Below are 20,878 nucleotides of genomic sequence, written 5' to 3' on the forward strand. Positions count from 1 at the left end.
CCGGCACGGCGCGCCGCCGCGGCATCCCTCAGGTGCGGCTTTAACCTTGGATCTGTGACTGCCCTTGGCCACCACCCCGCAGAGATGCAGCGCCTCCCCGGAGAGTTCCGCGAGGCGCTGTCCGGACTGCGCCGGGCGCGGCACCGGCAGGAGATCACCCTGGACGAGATCCCGGCCCCCGGGCGCCTGGCACCCTTCGCCGTGGCCCTGGCCGCGGAGGTCCACGATCCCACGGCCGAGGACGGCCCGGAGCTCGCCACCGGCCGCTTCGTCCTGCTCCACGACCCGGCGGGATCGCCGGTGTGGAAGGGCACGTTCCGCGTGGTGACGTACATCCGGGCGTCCCTGGAATCGGACCTCGGCAACGACCCCATGGTCGGGGCCGTGGCGTGGACGTGGCTGGTGGAGGCCCTCGAGAACCACCACGCCGGCTACGCCGAGGCCGGCGGGACCGCCACCCGGGTGCTCTCCGAGAGCTTCGGGGGCCTGGCCGAGCGTCCGGACACCATCGACATCGAGCTGCGGGCCTCCTGGACCCCGAGCGGGCCGGACAGCACCGACCACCTGGAGGCCTGGGCGGACATGGTCTGCGCCTTCGCCGGCCTGCCGCCGGTCCCGGAGGGCGTCACGCCCCTGCCGCGCATCAGGAGGAACTGACATCACAGCGGACACCAGCGCCACCCCGGACGAGGACCTGGCTCCAGGCTCGGCCGGCGCCGACGCCCCCGAACCACCCCGGCTGCTCACCGAGCCGGGGGGCGGCATCCCGTTCGTCACGAACTCCCGCCAGGAACTCGAGCGCTGCGCGCGGCTCCTGCGGGCCGGCTCCGGCCCCGTGGCCGTGGACGCTGAGCGAGCCTCCGGCTTCCGGTACGGCCAACGGGCGTTCCTGGTCCAGATCAAGCGGGAGGGTGCCGGGATCTGGCTGATCGACCCGGAGGCCTTCGAGGACCTGGGGATCATCCAGGACGCCCTGGGCGGCGTGGAGTGGATCCTGCACGCCTCCACGCAGGACCTGCCCTGCCTCTCCGAGCTCGGCCTGTGGCCGGACCGGCTCTTCGACACGGAGCTGGCCGGCCGGCTCCTGGGGCTGCCGCGCGTGGGGCTGGCCTCCGTGCTGGAGCAGCTGCTCGGCGTCACCCTGGCCAAGGAGCACTCGGCGGCGGACTGGTCCACCCGCCCGTTGCCCGAGGACTGGCTGCGGTACGCGGCGCTGGACGTGGAGCTGCTCGTGGAGCTGCGGGCCGCCATGATCGAGATGCTGGCGGACGCCGGCAAGCTGGACTGGGCCGAGGAGGAGTTCGAGGCGATCCGCACCGCTCCGCTGCCCGGCCCCCGCAAGGACCCGTGGCGGCGGACCTCCGGCATGCACCGACTGCGCAAGCCCCAGCAGCTGGCCGTGGTGCGCGAGCTCTGGGAGACTCGGGAGGCACTGGCCCGCAACCGGGACGTGGCCCCGGGGCGGCTGATCCCGGACGCGGCCATCGTGGCCGCCGCGGCCTCCCAGCCCAGCACCGTCCCGGCCCTGCTGAAGACCCCGGGCTTCCACGGCCGGGCCGCCGCCAAGGAGGGTCCCCGCTGGGTCCGCGCCATCCAGGCCGGCCAGGCCGCCGCCCGGTCCAGGGAGGGCCTGCCGCAACTGCACCTGCCCCTGGACGGCCCCCCGCCCCCGCGCGCCTGGCGGGACCGCAACCCCCTGGCCGACCGGCGGTTGAAGACGGCCAAGGCCTGGATCGGGAACAAGGCCGAGGAGCTCTCCCTGCCCACGGAGAACCTGCTGACCCCGGACACCCTGCGCCGGCTGTGCTGGGCCCCGCCCGAGCGGATCGACCCGGACTCGGTGGCCGACGCCCTGACCGCGCTCGGCGCCCGCGGCTGGCAGGTCTCGATCGTGGCACCCATCCTGACCGTCGCCCTGCTGGACCCCGACCCCGCCTGACACTCAGTTCCTGTGCGCCTGGTCACAGGTTCCGGCTCGGTCCGATATCGTGGGAGACGATCCGATCAGCACCCGACCCAGGAGCACCATGACCGACCGTTTCGCCCCCTACCGCGACCTCGCGGCCCTGTTCCCGGACGAGGTCATCACCCAGGCCGAGGTGACCGACGTCGAGCTGCCCGGTGGTGCCGGGACCCTCGCGCTGATCACCCTGGACAACCACGCCGGTCCGAAGCGCCCGACCACGCTCGGGCCGAACACGCTCATCGGCCTGGGCCGGGTGCTGGACGCCCAGGCCGAGCGTGCGCGCTCGGGTGAGCTGGCCGGCGTCGCCGTCACCGGCAAGCCGGGCTTCCTGGTGGCCGGAGCGGACCTGGGCTCCGTGAGCGCCCTGGAGCAGGGCGCCGAGGGCTCCCTGCTGGCCCGGCTGGGCCACGACGTCTACAACGTGCTGACCGACTTCCCCGTGCCCTCCTTCGCCTTCATCAACGGCCTGGCCCTCGGTGGCGGCCTGGAGATCGCGCTGGCCGCCCACTACCGCACGGTGTCCTCGGCGGCGAAGGGCCTCGGACTGCCGGAGGCCTTCCTCGGCCTGGTGCCCGGCTGGGGCGGGGTGTGGAAGACCCCGCGGATCACCGGTCCGCGGGACGCCCTGACCCTGATGATCAGGAACCCGCTGGCCAACAACCGGAACATCGACGGCCGCACCGCCCACTCGATCGGCCTGGCGGACGCGATCTTCGACCCCGCCCAGGACCCGGCGGACACCGGCGTCTTCGTCCGGGCCTCCGTGGAGTGGGCCACCCGGGTGATCGCCGGCGACTCCGAGACCCTGTCCGACCTGGCGGTCCAGCGGGACCGGGACACCTCGGACGAGGCCTGGGACGAGGCCATCGCGGAGGGCCGGGCGATCGTGGCCGCCAAGACCGGTGGCCACGTGCCGGCGCCGGCCCGGGTCATGGAGCTCTTCGAGGCCGGCCGCCACCGGACGCGGGAGGAGTCCGCGGCCGCCGAGTGCGAGGCGCTGGCGGAGCTGATGCTCACCGACGAGTTCGCCCACACCGTGTACGCCTTCCTGGACGTGGTGCAGAAGCGCTCGAAGAACCCCGCCGGTGCCCCCTCGGCCGAGCTGGCCCGGCCGGTGCGGAAGGTCGGCGTGGTGGGCGCCGGGCTGATGGCCGGCCAGCTGGCCCTGGTCTTCGCGCGGAAGCTCCGGGTCCCCGTGGTGATGACGGACATCGACCAGGAGCGGGTGGACCGGGGCGTGGGCCACGTCCACGCCCAGGTGGAGAAGCTGGCCGCCCGGGGCACGCTGAGCGCCGAGGCCGGCGAGCAGCTGAAGTCTCTGGTGACCGGCTCCGTGTCCAAGGACGTCTACGCGGACGCCGACTTCGTGATCGAGGCCGTCTTCGAGGAGATGGGCGTCAAGAAGACCGTGCTCGCGGAACTGGAGGAGATCGTCTCCCCCGAGTGCATCCTGGCCACCAACACCTCCTCCCTGTCCGTCACCGAGATGGCCTCGGACCTGCGGCACCCGGAGCGGCTGGTGGGCTTCCACTTCTTCAACCCGGTGGCCGTGATGCCGCTCGTGGAGATCGTCCGCGGGCCCCAGACGACGGACGAGGTGCTGGCCACGGCCTTCGCCACGGCCCGGGGCCTGGGCAAGACCGCCGTGCTGGTGCAGGACGCCGCCGCCTTCGTGGTGAACCGGATCCTGCTGCGCATGATGGGCGAGGTGCAGCACTCCTTCGACTCCGGCACGCCGGCCGAGGTGGCCGACCACGCCCTGGACCCGATGGCCCTGCCGATGACGCCCTTCACCCTGCTGGCCATGGTGGGCATCCCGGTGGCCCAGCACGTCACCGAGTCGCTGAACACGGCCTTCGGCGACGAGCGGTTTCCCGTGTCGGAGAACCTGCAGCACCTGATCGATGCGGGGATCACGTCCCTGTGGTCCCCGGGCGGGGACGGGCAGCAGTCCATCCCGGCCGAGACGCTCGAGGTGCTCGAGTTCGGCGACTCCCCCGAGACCGCCGGGCAGCTGCTGGTGCGCGTCCAGGACGCCCTGGCCCAGGAGATCGGGCTCATGCTGGTCGAGGGCGTGGTGGCCGATGCCGAGGACATTGACCTGTGCATGATCCTCGGCGCCGGCTGGCCCCTGCACCTGGGCGGCATCACCCCGTACCTGGACCAGGTGGGCGCCTCCGAGCGGGTCAACGGGAAGCGCTTCCACGGCTGATGGACGTGGAGAGTCCGGTCGTCCACATCCAGCGCGAGCAGAAGCCAGACCTGTTCTGGCGCGGCGTCACGGTGGTGGGACTGTTCTTCATCGTGGTCATCGTCGCCGTCCTCATCGGCGTGCCGGTCCTGCTGATGGTGATGTTCTGGAACCCCTGGTTGCTGTTCACCGTGATCTTCGTCGCGGCCGGGGTGCTGCTGCTGGTGAAGACCGTGGCGCTGGTCCGGACGTTGGCCTGGCACGCGCGCCACCGCTCGACCTATGTCCTGCGCGAGGCCGGCCTCGAGTTGACCGAGTGGAACGCCGTGGGTGCCGAGGCCCCGGTGCTCCGGTCCATTCCCTGGGCAGAGGTGGCGTCGGTCGTGGCCTCCTACCGGATCGTGCGCCGCATCCTCCTCACCGAGAACGGCGGCGGGACGATGACCGAGACGGCCCCGATCCTGCACGTCCTGTTCGACCGGGACGGACGCCGCCAGATCGCCGGTATCCCCTTCTCCTCGCATCGGGACCCCGCGATCGACGTCTGGATCCAGGAGCTGCGCACGCGCGGCGTCGAGCTGGGCTACACCGCCCGGCCGCTCGCATGGAAGGGCGAGGCCTACCTCGGTCCCGAGGCCCAGCTGGAGTACTTCGCGAGCACCGAGGAAGTCATCCCTTTCCCGCCCACCGGAGGCTGGTGGGAGAACACGGCCCTGCTGGAGGGCCGATGGCATCAGAACGCCAGGCAGGCCCAGGAGCAGGCAGAGCGACGCGATCCCGGGCTGCGGGAGGAGCGACTGAAGCCCACCGGCCGTCACTGGCTCCTCGGGGCGTGGTTCGCCGCCATGTACGCCCTCGGCACCGGATACCTCCTGCCGTACCTCGTGCAGAGCGGTTCGTTGCCGGCCGGTGCCTGGCCGCTCGGGTTCCTCGTGGTCCTGCCGGCGGCCGCCCTCTTCTTCCTCCCGCTGCGCCGCGGCCTGCGCTGGCACCACGGCCTGGTGTGCTGGCTGCTGCTGGTGGTCATCGCCTTCGCCGTCCTGGTGGGCACCGTGGAGATCGGACCGGCCGCCGAGGAGACGGCCATGATCGGGTTCGGGCTGACGATCGTCTCCGCCGGGCTGCTGTGGGTCCCGTACCTGCTCGTGAAGCGCAGCGCGCGCCAGGACCCGGTGCACCGATCCGAACCACGATCCTCCCACCGGATGAGGGCGAAACAGCGGATAATGGAGGGATGACTTCCGCCCAGCACACCGCTTCACCCACCCCCGCTCCCCACGATCAGCACGACGGCGACGCCCCCTGCGGCGGCTGCGGCACCTCCCGCAGGACCTTCCTGGAACGCGGGGCGCTGATCGGTGCGGTGGGCGTGGCCAGCACGGTGGGGCTGACGGCGTGCACGGACGAGATCCGCTCCGAGGACAACGCCCCCTCGCACCACGTCGGCGGCACCCCCACGCAGGCGGTCCAACTGGCGGCCCTGCCCACCGGCGGCATGACCACCGTCCAGGTCGAGGGGCGCACGCTGCTGATCAGCCGGCCGGACCAGGACGAGGTGCACGCCTTCTCGGCCGTGTGCACGCACCAGGGCTGCACCGTGGCGCCCGCGACGGAGAACGGCGAGGACGTCTTCTCCTGCCCCTGCCACGGCTCGCACTTCGACGTCACCACGGGTGAGCCCTACGCCGGCCCGGCGAAGAAGCCCCTGACCGAGTACACCGCCGCGATCGACGGCGACTGGGTCCTGGTCACGCTCTAGAGGTGGGTCAGGCCCGAGGGGTCGGCCGCCGCGGTGGATTGACGATGACCCGATGGCTGTTGGGATCCCAGCTGGGCTGCTCGGCCTTGCGCCGTTCGTAGTAGTAGAACCGCCACCACATCCAGACGGCCGGTCCCAGCACGGGCAGCAGGAACATCACGAAGGCCCACGGGATCCGCCGGCCGGGGCTCAGCGGCGAGTGCGAGAGGGAGACCAGGGACCACACCAGCAGCACCAGGATGGCGATCACCAGGACCCAGAGCAGGATCTGCACCGGGTCCATCAGAACAGCGCGACCTTCGGCACGGTCGGGAAGATCTCGTCCATCTCGGCCCGCTCGGCCTCGGTGGGCACCCAGCGCACCGCCTCCGCGTTCTGGAGCACCTGCTCCGGGCGGGTGGCTCCGGCGATCACGGAGGTCACCGGGTCCTGGGCGGCGAGCCAGCAGAACGCGAGCTCCACCTCGGTCAGCCCGCGCTCGCGCGCGAACTCTCCGAACCGGCGCAGCTGATCCAGGTCGGCATCCTCCACCATATGCTGGCGCGTGTGGGACAGCCGCGAGCCCTCCGGCGCGGTCCCGCCCGAGTACTTGCCCGTCAGCATGCCGTTGGCCAGCGGGAAGTACGGCAGCACGCCCAGCCCGTAGGCCCTCGCCGCCGGCAGCACCTCGAGCTCGGCGCGGCGGTCCAGCAGATTGTAGTGGTTCTGGGCGGAGATGAACCGCTCGGTTCCCAGCTCACGGGCCACGAACTCGGCCTCGGCGATCTGCCAGCCGGCCCGGTTGGAGTGCCCGATGTACCGGACCTTGCCGGAGCGCACGAGCTCGTCCATCGCGGACAGCGTCTCCTCGATCGGCGTGGCCTCATCCGGGGTGTGGAACTGGTACAGGTCGATCCAGTCCGTGCCGAGCCGCCGCAGGGAGGCCTCAACCGCTTGCACGATGTACCGCCGGGAGCCGCGCGCACCGAAGTCGTTGCCGTTGACGCCCTTCATGTCCATGCCGAACTTCGTGGCCAGCACGATCTCCCCGCGGCGGTCCCCCAGCGCGCGGCCGAGCCGCTCCTCGCTGAGCCCCGGCGTGGCCCCGTAGGTGTCCGCCACGTCGAAGAGGCTCACCCCGGCGTCCAGGGCGGCGTGCACGACGGCGTCCGTCCCCTCCTGCTCTGCGGTGGCGGTCCCGGGGCGGCCCAGGTTGTTGCACCCCAGCCCGACGACGGAGACTGACAGGCCGGAGCGGCCGAGACGGCGGTGTTCCATGGATTCCCCTTACAGGCTGGTGGTCACGCGCGAGGGCTGCACCTGCGCGAACTTGGCGGCGGCCGGGATCTCGGCGGCGGCCTTGCGCGGGTGCACCGTGGCCACCTCGAAGACCACCCGGCCGGACTCCGCGCGCTCGGCCACGACCTCGCCGAGGCCGCGCCAGGCCAGCTGGTTGGTGATCTCGCCGCGCAGCCTGCCCACCAGGGACGTCTCCACAGACGTCGGGGCCGCCCCCTTGAGGCGGTAGGAGACCTCCAGGGTCTTCAGCTGCTCGCCCGTCAGCTCGGCGAACCCGTCCTCGGCGCACTGCGCCGCGAATCCGGCGAGCAGCTCCTCACCGGCGGCGTCATCAGCGACCTTCTCGGCCGACGTCGTGCCCGTGGTGCCGACGCGCCCGTGGTGGACCACCAGCTCGCCGCTGCCAGGCGCGAACCAGGCCTCCCGGTACTCCACGCGCTGCTGGCCGTCCTGCTCGGAGCGCCGATAGGTCCGTACAATGCTCACTTCTTGCCCTCCGGGGTGGGGATCTGATGCAACTGACCGGTCAGCGGCCGGGCGAAGGGCACCTTGGTGCCCAGCACCTGCGCCACCGTGTCCTGCGCGACCTGCCGCGCGGTCAGGCCCGTGCGGTCCAGCACCTGCTCGCGGGAGCCGTGGGCGAGGTACTGGACCGGCAGGCCGACCTCGTTCAGGGCGGTGTCCACGCCGCGGGCACGCATCTCCTGGCGGATCCGGGAGCCGACGCCGCCGGCCTTCACCCCGTCCTCCAGGCACACCACGATCCGGTGGCGCGCGGCCTGCTCGATCACCGAGTCCCGCACGGGCAGCACCCAGCGCGGGTCGATCACGGTGGCGGAGATGCCCTGGTCCGCCAGCCGCTCGGCCACGTCCAGGCCCAGCTCGGCCAGCGACCCGACGGCGACGATCAGCACGTCCCGCTCGGCCCCGGGCTCCTCGGAGGCCGCACCGAGCCGCACCAGCACGTCCACGCCGTCCTCGAGGCGTTCCAGGGCCGCGATCTCCGGGCCCACGGAGCCCTTGGAGAAGCGCACCACGGTGGGGGCGTCCTCCACGGCCACGGCCTCCCGCAGCTCCTCGCGCAGCCGCTCGGCGTCCCGGGGCGCGGCGATGCGCAGGGTGGGCACGGACTGCAGCAGGGCCAGGTCCCACATGCCGTGGTGGCTGGGGCCGTCCGGTCCGGTGACCCCGGCGCGGTCCAGGACGAAGGTCACGCCGGCCCGGTGCAGGCCCACATCCATCAGCACCTGGTCGTAGGCGCGGTTGAGGAAGGTGGCGTAGACGGCGACCACGGGGTGCAGCCCGCCGAAGGCCATGCCGGCGGCCGAGGTGACGGCGTGCTGCTCGGCGATGCCGACGTCGTAGACCCGCTCCGGGTGGCGCTCGGCCATCAGGCCCAGCCCCACCGGGATCTTCATGGCGGCGGTGATGGCCACGATGTCCTCGCGCTCGTCCGCGATCGCGGCGATCTCCTCGCCGAAGGCCGACGTCCACGAGGGACCGGAACTGGAGGCCACCGGCTCGCCCGTCTCCGGGTCGATCCTGCCGATGGCGTGGAACTGGTCGTCCTGGTGGGCCACCGCGGGGGCGTAGCCGTGGCCCTTCTCCGTCATGGCGTGCACGATCACGGGGCCGGCGTAGTTCTTGGCGTCGGCCAGCGCCTCCTCGAGCTCGGCCTGGTCGTGACCGTTGATGGGCCCGATGTACTTCATCCCCAGGTCCTCGAACAGCCCCTGGGGCGCCCACCAGTCCTTGATGCCCTTCTTGGTGGCGTGCAGGGACTTGTAGACGAACCGGCCGGCCGTGCCGGAGGTCTGCAGCCGGGACTTCCAGAAGTCCAGGGTGTCCTCGTAGCTGCGGTGCGTGCGGAGCTTGTCCAGGAACGCCCGGCGCAGCCCGGAGAGCTGGTTGGCCAGACCGCCCACGGTCGGGGCGTAGGAGCGTCCGTTGTCGTTGACCACGATCACCACGCGGCGGTCCCGGTCCGCGGCGATGTTGTTGATGGCCTCCCACGCCATCCCGCCGGTCAGCGCGCCGTCCCCGATCACGGCGACCACGGTGCGCTCGCCCTCGCCACGCAGGGCCCAGGCTCGCGAGATGCCGTCCGCCCAGGACAGGGACGAGGAGGCGTGGGAGGACTCGACCACGTCATGCACGGACTCGGCGCGGTCCCCGTAGCCGGAGAGCCCGCCCTGCTGGCGCAGCGTGGAGAAGTCCTGCCGGCCCGTCACCAGCTTGTGCACGTAGGACTGGTGCCCCGTGTCGAAGATGACGGCGTCCCGCGGCGAGTCGAAGCTCCGGTGGATCGCCAGCGTCAGCTCGACCACCCCGAGGTTCGGTCCCAGGTGTCCTCCGGTGCGGGAGACGTTGGCGATCAGGAAGGCCCGGATCTCCTCCGCCAATTGCCGCGTCTGGCTCCGGGTGAGGCGGTGCAGGTCCTGCGGGGTGCGGATCGATTCGAGAAGGCCCACGGGCAAGCGGTCCTTTCGGCCGGGGAGGGAACATCACTACAGCTCCCCCCAGAATACCGCGCGGTGGCGGTGGGGCGGGCAAGGCGGGAAGGCAGGGGCACGACGCCGGCGGGCCGGGTCCCCCGCATGGGGAACCCGGCCCGTGGGTCCGGTCGCTACCGGGAGCAGCCGGAGGCGGCTACTTCTTCGCGGCGATCTGGCGCAACACGTACTGCAGGATGCCGCCGTTGCGGTAGTAGTCGGCCTCACCGGGGGTGTCGATGCGCACGACCGCGTCGAACTCGGTGACCTTGCCGTTGTCGTGCGTGGCGGTGACCTTGACGGTCTTCGGGGTGGAGCCCTCGTTCAGGGCCGTCACGCCGGAGACGCCGAAGGTCTCGGTGCCGTCCAGGCCCAGGGAGTCCGCGGACTCGCCCTCGGGGAACTGCAGCGGCAGCACGCCCATGCCGATCAGGTTCGAGCGGTGGATCCGCTCGAAGGACTCCGTGATGACGGCCTTGACGCCCAGCAGCGCGGTGCCCTTGGCGGCCCAGTCACGGGACGAGCCGGTGCCGTACTCCTTGCCGGCCAGCACCACGAGCGGGGTACCGGCAGCCTCGTAGTTCTGCGCCGCGTCGTAGACGTAGGCCTGCGGGGCACCGTCCTGGGTGAAGTCGCGGGTGAAACCGCCCTCCACGCCGTCCAGGAGCTGGTTCTTGATCCGGATGTTGGCGAAGGTGCCGCGGATCATGACCTCGTGGTTGCCACGGCGGGAGCCGTAGGAGTTGAAGTCCTTGCGCTCCACGCCGTTCTCCAGCAGGTACTTCCCCGCCGGGGTGTCCGACTTGAAGGAACCGGCCGGGGAGATGTGGTCCGTGGTCACGGAGTCGCCGAGCTTGAGCAGCACGCGGGCGCCGGTGATGTCCTCGACCGGGGTCGGCTCGGCCGGCATGCCCTCGAAGTACGGGGGCTTCCGGACGTAGGTGGACTGCTCGTCCCACTCGAAGGTGTCGCCCTCGGGGGTCTCCAAGGCCTGCCAGCGGTGATCGCCGTCGAAGATGGTCCCGTACTCACGGGTGAACATCTCGGTGTCGATGGAGCGGTCGATGATCTGCTGGACCTCGGTCGGCTCCGGCCAGATGTCCTTGAGGAACACGTCGTTGCCGGCGGAGTCCTGTCCCAGCGGATCGTTCTCGAAGTCGAAGTCCATGGTCCCGGCCAGGGCGTAGGCGACCACCAGCGGCGGGGAGGCCAGGTAGTTCATCTTCACGTCCGGGTTGATGCGGCCCTCGAAGTTGCGGTTGCCGGAGAGCACCGAGGTCACGGACAGGTCGTTGTCCTGGATGGCCTGGGAGATCTCGGACTCCAGCGGACCGGAGTTGCCGATGCAGGTGGTGCAGCCGTAGCCCACGATGTTGAAGCCCAGGGCGTTCAGCGAGGGGATCAGGCCGGACTTCTCGTAGTACTCGGTGACCACGCGGGAGCCGGGTGCCACGGAGGTCTTGACCCAGGGCTTCGAGGTGAGGCCCTTCTCCACGGCGTTGCGGGCCAGCACGGCGGCGGCCATCATCACCGAGGGGTTCGAGGTGTTGGTGCAGGAGGTGATCGAGGCGATCGAGACCGCGCCGTGGTCCAGCTGGAACTCGCGGCCGTCCTCCATGGTCACGCCCACGGTCTTGGACGGACGGCCGGAGCCGGCCTCGTCCTCGGAGGCGTAGTTGTGGATGTCCTTGCGGAACTGGTCCTTGGCGTCGGTGAGCTCGATGCGGTCCTGGGGGCGCTTCGGTCCGGAGATCGAGGGGACCACGGTGCCCAGGTCCAGCTCGAGGTACTCGGAGAACTGGACCTCACGGGACGGATCGTGCCAGAGGCCCTGCTCCTTGGCGTAGGCCTCCACGAGGGCGATGCTCTCCTCGGAGCGGCCGGTCAGACGCAGGTAGTCGAGGGTGACGTCATCGATCGGGAACATGGCCGCCGTGGAGCCGAACTCGGGGGACATGTTGCCGATGGTGGCGCGGTTGGCCAGGGGCACGGAGCCGACGCCCTCGCCGTAGAACTCGACGAACTTGCCGACCACGCCGTGCTGGCGCAGCTGCTCGGTGATGGTCAGCACCACGTCCGTGGCGGTGGCACCGGCCGGGATGGAGCCGGTCAGCTTGAAGCCGACCACGCGGGGGATGAGCATGGAGACGGGCTGGCCGAGCATGGCGGCCTCGGCCTCGATGCCGCCGACGCCCCAGCCCAGCACGCCCAGGCCGTTGACCATGGTGGTGTGGGAGTCGGTGCCGACGCAGGAGTCCGGGTAGGCGCGCAGCACGCCATCCACCTCGCGGGTCATGACGGTGCGGGCCAGGTTCTCGATGTTGACCTGGTGGACGATGCCCATGCCCGGGGGGACGACCTTGAAGTCGTCGAACGCGGTCTGGCCCCAGCGCAGGAACTGGTACCGCTCGCCGTTGCGCTGGTACTCGATCTCCATGTTGCGCTCGATGGCCTGGTCGTTGCCGAAGGAGTCGATCTGCACGGAGTGGTCGATCACGAGCTCGGCCGGGGCCAGCGGGTTCACGCGGGAGGCGTCGCCGCCGAGGTCCTCGATGGCCTCACGCATGGTGGCAAGGTCCACGATGCACGGCACGCCGGTGAAGTCCTGCATGATGACGCGGGCGGGGGTGAACTGGATCTCGGTGTCCGGCTGCGCGTTGGGGTCCCAGGACCCCAGGGCGTTGATGGACTCGGCGGTCACGTTCGCGCCGTCCTCGGTCCGGAGCAGGTTCTCCAGCAGGACCTTCAAGGAGTACGGGAGCTTCTCTGCACCCTCCACCTTGTTCAGCCGGAAAATCTCGTACTCGGCGCCATTGACGTCCAGGACGCCCTTGGAGCCGAAGCTGTCAACAGTAGTCACGGGGGACTCCTCTTCCCGCCCTGGGTCAGGGCGATTGGCCGGTCTTGAGTGCCGTTGCCGGTCCGCCGGCGGATCCCGACACCGCGTGCGGGCGGTCCAGGGCCGATGGTGGCAGCCACATGCCGATCCTGGGCCGGCGGTCTGACGACGCCGTCACAGGGGGCTCGCCTACCATCCTAGCCCGAGGGTCGGCCGGATCACGCTCATGCGTCAGGAGCGGGTGAGTACCGCCACGGACTCCATGTGGTGCGTGTCCGGGTAGAGGTCGAAGACCTGCACCGTCTCCGCGGCCCACCCGGCGCCGGAGAGCAGCCCCAGGTCCCGGGCAAAGGACGCCGGGTCGCACGAGACGTAGACGATCCGGGCGGGATCCAGCCGGTGGATGCGCTCCACAGCGGACTTGCCGGCGCCGGCCCGCGGCGGGTCCAGGACCACCGTGTCCACCGTGCGACCGCCCAGCCCGCAATCGGCCACGGGCTTCTCCGGCTGGGCCAGCCAGCCACCGAGCACCCGGTCCGTCAGGCCGTTGAGGACGGCGGCCTGGGTGACGCCGTGCAGGTTGCGGCGGGCGTCCCGGCTGGCTCCCGGGGAAGCCTCCACGGACAGCACTAGGCCCTCGGGGCCCACGGCATCCGCCAGGAAGGCGGAGAACAGCCCGGCGCCGGCGTACAGGTCCGCGACCACCTGGCCCGGTTGCAGCGCGGCGGCCTGGAGCACGGCGTCCACCAGCATGGTGGGGGCGGAGCGGTGGACCTGCCAGAAGCCGTCCCCCGTGATCCGGAACGCGTGGTGGTCACCGCGGGCGCTGGCCACCTCCTCCTGGGTCCACGTCCGCCCGCGCAGGCGGTGCACCTCGGGGCGGTCCTCCGGGGTATGCCCCGGCACCGTCAACGCCACGGAGGTGCCCTCCGGCAGCCGGGACGTCTGGCGGTGCATGCGCCCGCCCAGCGTGGACGGGTCCACGCCCTCGGCCGGTGTCAGGAGCACCAGGGACGGTCCGCCGGAGGCGGGCGTGGCCACGTCCACCCGGGAGATCCCGGTGAAGTCGAGTTCCCAGAGCTTCAGGGCGTCCAGGCCGTGGACCCCGAGGGGCATGTTCCGGACCGGGACGAGCACGGTGGAGCGGTGGGCGTGCATGGCCAGCCGGCCGGTGGGGGTCACGGCGAAGGCGTTGCGGGTGCGCCAGTGCAGGCCGGAGGGGTCGTCCCCCGGAGCGCCGGTGACGTGCACGTCCAGCTGGATCCCGGCGATCCGGGCCACGGTGTCCCGGAAGACCTGGGCCTTGAGCCGCCGCTGGTGCGGCAGCACGATGTGCCCGTACTCCGCCCCACCCACGGGCAGGCGGCCGGCGGCGTGGGCGCGCAGGGAGTCGGCCAGCTTCCACTGGTGGGTCCGGCGGAACTCGGAGCCGTGCAGGACCTCGATGGTGTCGGCCCGCCAGAAGCGGGCCCCCTCCCCCGACTCGGTGACCACGGCGCGGACCACCTCGCTGGGGATGGCATGCCGCACGAACACGACCCGACCCTCGTGCCGGGCCACGCAGTGGCCCCCGTGGGCCATCGGACCGACCTCCAGTTCGAGTACCTGGGGCACGCCCGGCACCCCGGTGGCCTCGCGAACCTGCGGGCGGGCCCCCTCGGCCCTGCTGGTCTCCTGGATGGGCGTCATCCTGGCCGGCCTCCTTCAGCGGTCATGGTCCCCGGCATCCGTCCGGTCCGTTTGTCCGGCAGGGATCCGTGCACCTTTGACCCGACTCTACTGGTCCGGCCCGATTCTCGTCTGGCCCAGCGGAGATTCGGGTAGGCGATGCATATCGCCACGCCCGCCGGAGAGCTGCCACGGCACCGAGGCGACCATGACCCCGGGCTCGCGGTGCAGCCGGTCCTTGAGTCGCTGGGTGGCCCTGTTGTGCAGCAGCCGCTGCCATCCGCGCGCCACCACGTACTCCGGGATGTACACCACCATGAGGTCCCGCGGCGAGGTGCGCCGCTGGGCCCGCAGGTGGCGGATCAGCGGCTCGGACATCTCGCGGTACGGGGAGGCCAGCACGGTCACCGGCACCGGCAGGTCCAGCCGGTCCCAGGCGGCGAGCAGGTTCCGCGTGGAGTCCTTGTCCAGGTCCACCACCACGGCCTCCAGGCTGGACGGCCGGGAGGCCCGCGCGTAGGCCACGGCCCGCAACGTGGGCCGCTGGACGGACATCACGAGGACCACGGCGTGGACGCGTGAGGGCAGGGCTCGGGCGTCCTCCGTGGGGGTCAGGTCCAGCTCGGAGGCCACCGCGTCGTAATGGTTCCGGATGCGGGACATCACGAACACCATGGCCGCGATGGCCAGCAGGGCCACCCACGCCCCCTGGCCGAACCGCGTCACCAGCACCACGAGCGCCACGAGGGCGGCCACCACGAACCCCACCAGGTTCACCAGCCGGCGGGTCCGGACCGCCTGGCGGGCCCTAGTCCCGGGGGTGTGGGCCAGCTGTCGGCCCCAGTGCCGCACCATGCCCAGCTGGCTCACGGTGAAGGAGAGGAACACCCCGATCACGTAGAGCTGCACCAGCAGGGCCGTCTGGGCCTGGAACACCCACACGAGGGCCAGCGCCGCCAGCGTCAACAGCAGCACCCCGTTGGTGTAGCCCAGCCGGTCACCCCGGGTGAGGAGCTGCCGCGGCAGGTACCCGTCCGCGGCGAGCCGGGAGGCCAGCTCCGGAAAGGACTTGAACGCCGAGTGCCCGGCCAGCACCAGCAGGGCGACCACCAACAGGATCAGGGCACCGGCCAGCAGGCTGCCCGAGCCGAGGACCGTGTTGGCCAGTTGCGCCAGCACGGGGTTCTGGACGTAGTCCGCCGGCACCGCTCCCCCGCCAGCCGACTGCAGCGTCGCCGGGTCCAACACAAAGACCACGGAGGCGCGATCGGCCAGGTACATCACCCCGAGGGTGGAGGCCGCGGCGATCAGCCCCATGGCCAGCATGACGAACCGCGCCGTGCGGATGCGGGGCTTGGCCATGGCCCCCACGTTCGAGGCGGGCACCTCCACGCCGGTGGCCAGCGCCGAACCGGAGGAGAAGGCGCGCAGCACCAGCACGGCCATCGCCAGAGGACCCAGCCCGTCCGCGAAGGCGGGATCGGGCACCGGTTCCAGGGCGGCCGACGTCGCCGGTTCCAGCGTGCCCAGCGCATCCTGGACGAGCCCCGCGACGATCATGCCGAAGAGCAGGGCGAGCAGGCCGAAGGCCAGCAGGGCGGGCGTCCGGCGCCCGCGTCCGGCGCCGCGGATGCTCGCCATGGCCAGGAGCACGACGCCGGCCACCGCCACCGGAGTCTCCGCACCTCCCAGCACGGGCCAGACCGCGGCCAGGTAGTGGGCCATGGCCGCCACGGACACGGCCACCGTGAACACGAGGTCGAGCATCATGGCGGCCCCGACCGTCACGCCGGCCCAGGGACCGAGATTGGCCCGGGAGATGGCGTAGTCCCCGCCCTCCGGATAGGCCCGGACGGACACCCGGTAGGACATCACGATCAGCAGCATGACGGCCACCACGGCCACGCCGATCTCCGGGCCGAGGCTCAGGGCGGCGGTCCCGCCGAGGGCCAGGGTCAGCAGGATCTCGTCCGGGGCGTAGGCGATGGATGACCACGCGTTGGCCGAGAACACGGGCAGCGCCGTGGACCGGCCGAGGGGCCGGCGGTTCAGCCGTTCCGTGTCATAGGGCCGGCCCACCAGGAGCCGACGGACGGATTCAAGGACCCTTGCCACGGCACCACGGTACCCCCGCCGGGCGCATCGGACGGCGCGTGGCACACTGGACTCGCTGGACTCGCTGGACTCGATGGCCGAGCCGGCGGCACCGCCGGGCCGCTCCAGGCCGGCGCCCTGAAGGGAAGGACCGGGAGGGATACGGATGCCCCACTTCGTGATCATGGGCTGCGGCCGCGTTGGCTCGTCCCTGGCGCTGACGCTGGAACGCGGTGGCCACTCGGTGGCTGTGGTCGATCAGGACGAGCAGGCCTTCCGCCGCCTCGGGCGGCATTTCGGCGGCCAGCGGGTCACGGGCGTCGGCTTCGACCGCGATGCCCTGGCCAGGGCCCGCATCCAGGAGGCCTACGCCTTCGCCGCCGTGTCCTCCGGGGACAACTCGAACATCATCGCGGCCCGGGTGGCCCGGGAGACCTTCGGAGTGGAGCACGTGGTGGCCCGCATCTACGACCCCGGCCGCGCAGAGATCTACCAGCGCCTCGGGATCCCCACCGTGGCCGCCGTGCGCTGGTCCACTGACCAGGTGCTGCGCCGCATCCTGCCGGACACGGACCTGGCCGGCGACTTCCGGGATGCCTCGGGACGGATCGTGATGGCCGAGGTCCGGGTCGCCACCGGCTGGATCGGCCACCCGCTGTCCGAGCTGGAATCCGTGGCCGGGGTCCGGGTCGCCTTCATCACGCGGATGGGCGAGGGGATCGTGCCGCGGGCGGACACCCTGTACCAGCAGGGGGACATCGTGCACGCCGTGCTGGCCGTGTCCGGCCAGGACGAGGCCGAACGGATCCTGGCCTCCGAGCCGCAGTCCGGCACGGGACTGCTGGATGAGCAGGACGCGACCAGGGACGGGGTGGACCAGGCATGAGGGTCGTCATCGCCGGAGCCGGGTCCGTGGGGTCCTCGATCGCCCGCGAGCTGCTCGCCAACGGGCACGAGATCCTGCTCGTGGACACCAAGCCGGAGGTGGTCTCCCGGTCCGGGCTGCGCGGCGTCAAGTGGCTGATCGGGGATGCCTGTGAGCTCGCGGTGCTGCAGGAGGCCCACCTCGAGACCGCAGAGGTGCTCGTGGCCGCCACGGGGGACGACAAGGCCAACCTGGTGGTCTCCCTGCTGGCGAAGTCCGAGTTCGGGGTAGGGCGGACGGTCGCCCGCGTCAACAACCCGAAGAACGACTGGCTCTTCGACGAGTCATGGGGCGTGGACGTGGCCGTGTCCACCCCGCGGATCATGACGGCCCTCGTGGAGGAGGCCGTGGAGACCGGCGACCTGGTGCGCCTGCTGACCCTGCGGTCCGGGCAGACCACGCTCGTGGAGTTCACGGTGCCCGCCGGCCACTGGGCCGACGCCCGACGACTGGGCTCGGTGTCCTGGCCCGCGGATGTCTCCGTGGTGTCCATCATCCGTGACACCCGTCCCATCACCCCCAGCGACGACGACGTCCTGGAGGCCGGTGACGAGGTGTTCTTCTTGGCCACCGTGGACGCCGAGGAGCGGTTGCGGGCCCTGCTGGTGCCCGAGGACGGGGCCTAGCCGAGCAGTTTCGCCGCCCTGGTCCCTGGAGGAAACGTATCCACAGAGGGGCTGGCGGCCCTTTACGGTGCCCCCGCCGCTCGGTAGAGTAGTACACATGTTCGAAGACGCGGATCGTGCTCCCGGGGTCACCCCCTTGCACGAAACCGCGCCCGGCGACCCCGAGGGCTCCGCAGTCCCTGCCGTTCCGGCGTTGTGGGATGCCCAGGCCATCATCGCCCTGCGCGAGGGCCTGACCGGCATGGTCCCGGCCGCCTCTGCCGCCGCGCTCGCATCCACCAGCACCGCCCCCGCTGCTGCCTCCTCTCCGGACGGTCCTGCCGGCCACACGCCCGCCGGCCGGTTCGGGCCGAGCCAGGAGGAACTGGCCATCGTCACCCGCGAGGCCGAGGCCATCCACCGCATCCGTGCCCTGGAGGACCTCAAAGCCGCCTGCGCCGCAGTCCAAGCCCGCGAAACAGCGGCCCTCCACGCCCACCGGGTCCTGGATGAAGCCGCCCGCGGCATCCCCGCCTCCCGCCGCGGACGCGGCCTGGGCACCGAGATCGGCCTGGCCCGCCGCCAGAACCCCCACCGCGGCAGCACCCACCTCCGCCAAGCCCTGAACCTCACCCAACACCTCCCGAACACCCTCACCGCCCTCCAGACCGGCCAGATCACCGAAGAACACGCCGCCACCCTCGAACGCCACACCCACTGGCTCCCCGCCCCCGCCCGCCACCGCGTCGACACCACCCTGGCCGACCGACTCCCCGGCCTCAGCCTGCGCGACCTCACCCACCACACCCAGGCCGAAGCCCACCGGCAGGACCCCCACACCGCCGCCGCACGATACGACCAGGCCGTCACCGACCGCCACGTCCACCTCAAGCCCACCGAGAACGGCATGGCCTACCTCACCGCCCTGCTGCCCGCCTTCGAAGCAGCAGCCTGCTACCACGCCCTCACCGACCAAGCAGCCACCACCCTGGCCCTCGGTGAAGCCGAAGGACGCAGCCCGAAGCAGGTCCTCTCCGACGTCCTCGTCGAACGCCTCACCGGCCGCACCACCCAGGACCCCTCCCCCGTGGAGATCCACCTCATCATGACCGACACCACCCTGCTCGCAGGTGACCACGAACCCGCCTGGATCCCCGGACACGGCCCCCTCCCCGCCACCACCGCCCGGAAACTCCTCACCCCCGACCCCCAGCATCCCGAGGCACCCCAGGACACTGAGGATCCCGAGGCACCCGAGGACGCTGAGGCCGCTGGGGCCCGGGTGTTCCTGCGTCGGCTCTACACCTCCCCGGAGACCGGACACCTGGTCGCGATGGATTCCCAGCGTCGGGAGTTCCCCCGGAAGCTACGCCAGATGATCATGATCCGGGACAACCTCTGCCGCACCCCCTACTGCGGACCACCCATCCGCCACATCGACCACGCCACCCCCCACCGGGACGGCGGACCCACCAGCTACGCCAACGGCTCCGGCCTCTGCGAACGCTGCAACTACACCAAAGAACACCCCGGCTGGACCCACCGGACCACCCCAGACCACCTCGACATCACCACCCCCACCGGCCACCACTACACCAGCCACCCCCGACCCCTCACCCCACCCCGCGCACCAGTAGCCCCGGACGTGGCACTGGACGGCGCTGACCCCGAGAACGGAAGTGCGCAGGGGCGTGCCCGTGACAGTGCGAGAGAAGGTGCGAGAGAAGGTGCGCCCGACCAGCGAGACGTGCCCTGCACCACTGACACCGCCCCCGTCACGATGCGGGTGACGGCGAAACCACCCCCGCCCACACCCAGAGCGGCGACCACCAGGCCGGAAGAAGAGCTCAGCAGCCCGGCAGCGCCACTCACACCAGCGGACCACATCAAACCCGCGTCCCGCCCCCGGCCACGACGCTTCGACCACGCCTGGCCGCGAACTCCCCACAGGACCCGCGGAACCCCAGGAACGAGAGTGGAATACGCCTGGGTCGCCTAGGTGTATCTAGGTGCGGGGTCTGGCGGCGGACACCAGCCACCCGAGCCACAGGGCGAGGGCGTAGAGGGGCAGTCCCATCACCAGGCGGGCCGTTCCCAGCGCCGTCAGCAGATCGGCGAGGTAGAGGGGCACCTGGACCACGAGGCGCAGGGCCAGCGCGGCCACGAGGATCCACGTGGCCAGGGCATAGCGGCGGCGCCGCGCGGCGTTCTTCCGCCATTCCAGTCCCTCGTTGCGGACCATGCCGTAGATCAGCCCCAGCAGCGGCCAGCCCACGAGCACGGACGCGGAGAGGGCCAGGATGTAGGCCGCGTTGGTGACGAAGCCCCACAGGTAGTAGTCCCGTGCCTCTCCGGTGTTCAGGGCCACCACCACGCACAGGACCACGGCGGCCAGCCCCGCCAGCGCCTGCACGGGGCTCTGGCGCTGGACCAGCCGCGCCACGCTGAAGACGGCGGCCACCGCCACAGCGGCGATCCCGGCGCCCCAGAGGTCCTGGGTGGTGATGAAGGCGACGAGGAACACCGCCGAGGGCAGGACCGATTCCAGCAGTCCGCGCCAGCCGCCGATCGTCGCCAGCACATCGATCTGGCCCGTGTCCGTCACGGCCGTCCCGGAACCGACCTTGCGCAGCGCCGCATCCAGCGGGGAGCGCGTGTCCTCCGGGACAGCGGCCCGGGGCGACTGGTCGTCGGCGGACTCAGGATCGGTGGTCATGCGGTGCTCCTGCCAGCAGTTCGTAGCGGGGGTTGAAGATCGTGGGAAGGTCCTGGTGGATGGAGAGGAATCCCTCGACGCGCAGCCACCGGCCAGCCGTGATGCCCGGGACCCGGCGCTGGCCGATCCAGACCAGGCGGATCCGCTCCCCTCCGGTGGCGATCCGGCCGGGCCGGGGTGCCCGGGTGACGAGGTCGACCGAGAATCGGGCCGGTGCCTCCCGGTCCTGCAGGCGCACCGCCGCCACCAGGCCCGCCCGCCGGACCGTGGTGCCGTGGGCACCAGAACTGACGGCGGTGCCGGACAGCGGGCCGGGCTGTGAGCCGGCCGCGGGGGTGCTCATGG

Annotated in this window: 17 protein-coding genes; 8 read left to right on the plus strand and 9 right to left on the minus strand. The window is 71.6% G+C overall.

Features of this window, described 5'->3' with window-relative positions; translation table 11 throughout:
- Window positions 1-84: 84 nt before the first annotated feature.
- The 5 genes from RE421_RS11995 to RE421_RS12015 all read left to right on the plus strand — a co-directional run bounded on the left by RE421_RS11995 (window position 85) and on the right by RE421_RS12015 (window position 5,916).
- Complete coding sequence (locus tag RE421_RS11995; protein WP_309817345.1) at window positions 85-657, plus strand: DUF3000 domain-containing protein; 573 nt, start codon at window positions 85-87, stop codon at window positions 655-657.
- 1 nt (window position 658) lies between these two features.
- Entirely contained in the window at window positions 659-1,939 is a 1,281-nt protein-coding gene (locus tag RE421_RS12000; protein WP_396134654.1) for an HRDC domain-containing protein, read from the plus strand.
- Window positions 1,940-2,027: 88 nt separating this feature from the next.
- Window positions 2,028-4,178: a 3-hydroxyacyl-CoA dehydrogenase NAD-binding domain-containing protein gene (locus tag RE421_RS12005; RefSeq protein WP_309810155.1), complete on the plus strand. Its 2,151-nt coding sequence runs from the start codon at window positions 2,028-2,030 to the stop codon at window positions 4,176-4,178.
- Between the two features lie 5 nt (window positions 4,179-4,183).
- Window positions 4,184-5,395, plus strand: coding sequence for a hypothetical protein (locus tag RE421_RS12010; protein ID WP_309810158.1), 1,212 nt, complete (start codon window positions 4,184-4,186; stop codon window positions 5,393-5,395).
- Window positions 5,392-5,916, plus strand: coding sequence for a Rieske (2Fe-2S) protein (locus RE421_RS12015; RefSeq protein ID WP_309810163.1), 525 nt, complete (start codon window positions 5,392-5,394; stop codon window positions 5,914-5,916). Before RE421_RS12010 ends, RE421_RS12015 begins: the two co-directional genes overlap by 4 nt.
- 7 nt (window positions 5,917-5,923) lie before the next feature.
- Here RE421_RS12015 and RE421_RS12020 read toward each other — a convergent pair whose 3' ends face one another.
- From RE421_RS12020 to RE421_RS12050, 7 genes are all read right to left on the minus strand, one after another.
- On the minus strand, window positions 5,924-6,199 hold the full coding sequence (locus tag RE421_RS12020) for a PLD nuclease N-terminal domain-containing protein (RefSeq protein WP_309810166.1): 276 nt from the start codon (window positions 6,197-6,199) through the stop codon (window positions 5,924-5,926).
- Window positions 6,199-7,173, minus strand: coding sequence for an aldo/keto reductase (locus RE421_RS12025; protein WP_309810169.1), 975 nt, complete (start codon window positions 7,171-7,173; stop codon window positions 6,199-6,201). Before RE421_RS12025 ends, RE421_RS12020 begins: the two co-directional genes overlap by 1 nt.
- Before the next feature lie 9 nt (window positions 7,174-7,182).
- Window positions 7,183-7,680, minus strand: coding sequence for a hypothetical protein (locus tag RE421_RS12030; protein ID WP_309810172.1), 498 nt, complete (start codon window positions 7,678-7,680; stop codon window positions 7,183-7,185).
- The gene (dxs, locus tag RE421_RS12035; RefSeq protein ID WP_309810176.1) at window positions 7,677-9,665 is read right to left on the minus strand and encodes a 1-deoxy-D-xylulose-5-phosphate synthase; all 1,989 of its coding nucleotides are present in this window, start codon (window positions 9,663-9,665) and stop codon (window positions 7,677-7,679) included. Before dxs ends, RE421_RS12030 begins: the two co-directional genes overlap by 4 nt.
- A 178-nt stretch (window positions 9,666-9,843) precedes the next feature.
- Window positions 9,844-12,546, minus strand: coding sequence for an aconitate hydratase AcnA (gene acnA / locus RE421_RS12040; RefSeq protein WP_309810179.1), 2,703 nt, complete (start codon window positions 12,544-12,546; stop codon window positions 9,844-9,846).
- Window positions 12,547-12,756: 210 nt separating this feature from the next.
- Complete coding sequence (locus tag RE421_RS12045; RefSeq protein WP_309810180.1) at window positions 12,757-14,214, minus strand: TRAM domain-containing protein; 1,458 nt, start codon at window positions 14,212-14,214, stop codon at window positions 12,757-12,759.
- 87 nt (window positions 14,215-14,301) lie between these two features.
- Complete coding sequence (locus RE421_RS12050) at window positions 14,302-16,308, minus strand: APC family permease (protein ID WP_309810183.1); 2,007 nt, start codon at window positions 16,306-16,308, stop codon at window positions 14,302-14,304.
- 145 nt (window positions 16,309-16,453) lie between these two features.
- Here RE421_RS12050 and RE421_RS12055 point away from each other — a divergent pair, with 145 nt between their 5' ends.
- The 3 genes from RE421_RS12055 (at window position 16,454) to RE421_RS12065 (ending at window position 19,816) form a co-directional block, all read left to right on the plus strand.
- Window positions 16,454-17,173, plus strand: coding sequence for a TrkA family potassium uptake protein (locus RE421_RS12055; protein WP_309810185.1), 720 nt, complete (start codon window positions 16,454-16,456; stop codon window positions 17,171-17,173).
- Window positions 17,170-17,838 (plus strand): TrkA family potassium uptake protein, encoded by a 669-nt coding sequence (locus RE421_RS12060; protein WP_309810188.1) that lies wholly within the window; start codon window positions 17,170-17,172, stop codon window positions 17,836-17,838. Before RE421_RS12055 ends, RE421_RS12060 begins: the two co-directional genes overlap by 4 nt.
- 97 nt (window positions 17,839-17,935) lie before the next feature.
- Complete coding sequence (locus RE421_RS12065; protein WP_309810191.1) at window positions 17,936-19,816, plus strand: DUF222 domain-containing protein; 1,881 nt, start codon at window positions 17,936-17,938, stop codon at window positions 19,814-19,816.
- A gap of 6 nt (window positions 19,817-19,822) precedes the next feature.
- Here RE421_RS12065 and RE421_RS12070 read toward each other — a convergent pair whose 3' ends face one another.
- Both RE421_RS12070 and RE421_RS12075 read right to left on the minus strand, forming a co-directional pair.
- The gene (locus RE421_RS12070) at window positions 19,823-20,533 is read right to left on the minus strand and encodes a DUF3159 domain-containing protein (protein WP_309810194.1); all 711 of its coding nucleotides are present in this window, start codon (window positions 20,531-20,533) and stop codon (window positions 19,823-19,825) included.
- Entirely contained in the window at window positions 20,517-20,876 is a 360-nt protein-coding gene (locus tag RE421_RS12075; RefSeq protein WP_309810196.1) for a hypothetical protein, read from the minus strand. The genes RE421_RS12070 and RE421_RS12075 overlap by 17 nt, the downstream gene beginning before the upstream one ends.
- Window positions 20,877-20,878 lie beyond the last annotated feature (2 nt).

Source organism: Citricoccus sp. I39-566, assembly GCF_031432995.1.
In the GTDB taxonomy this organism is placed as follows: domain Bacteria; phylum Actinomycetota; class Actinomycetes; order Actinomycetales; family Micrococcaceae; genus Citricoccus; species Citricoccus nitrophenolicus_A.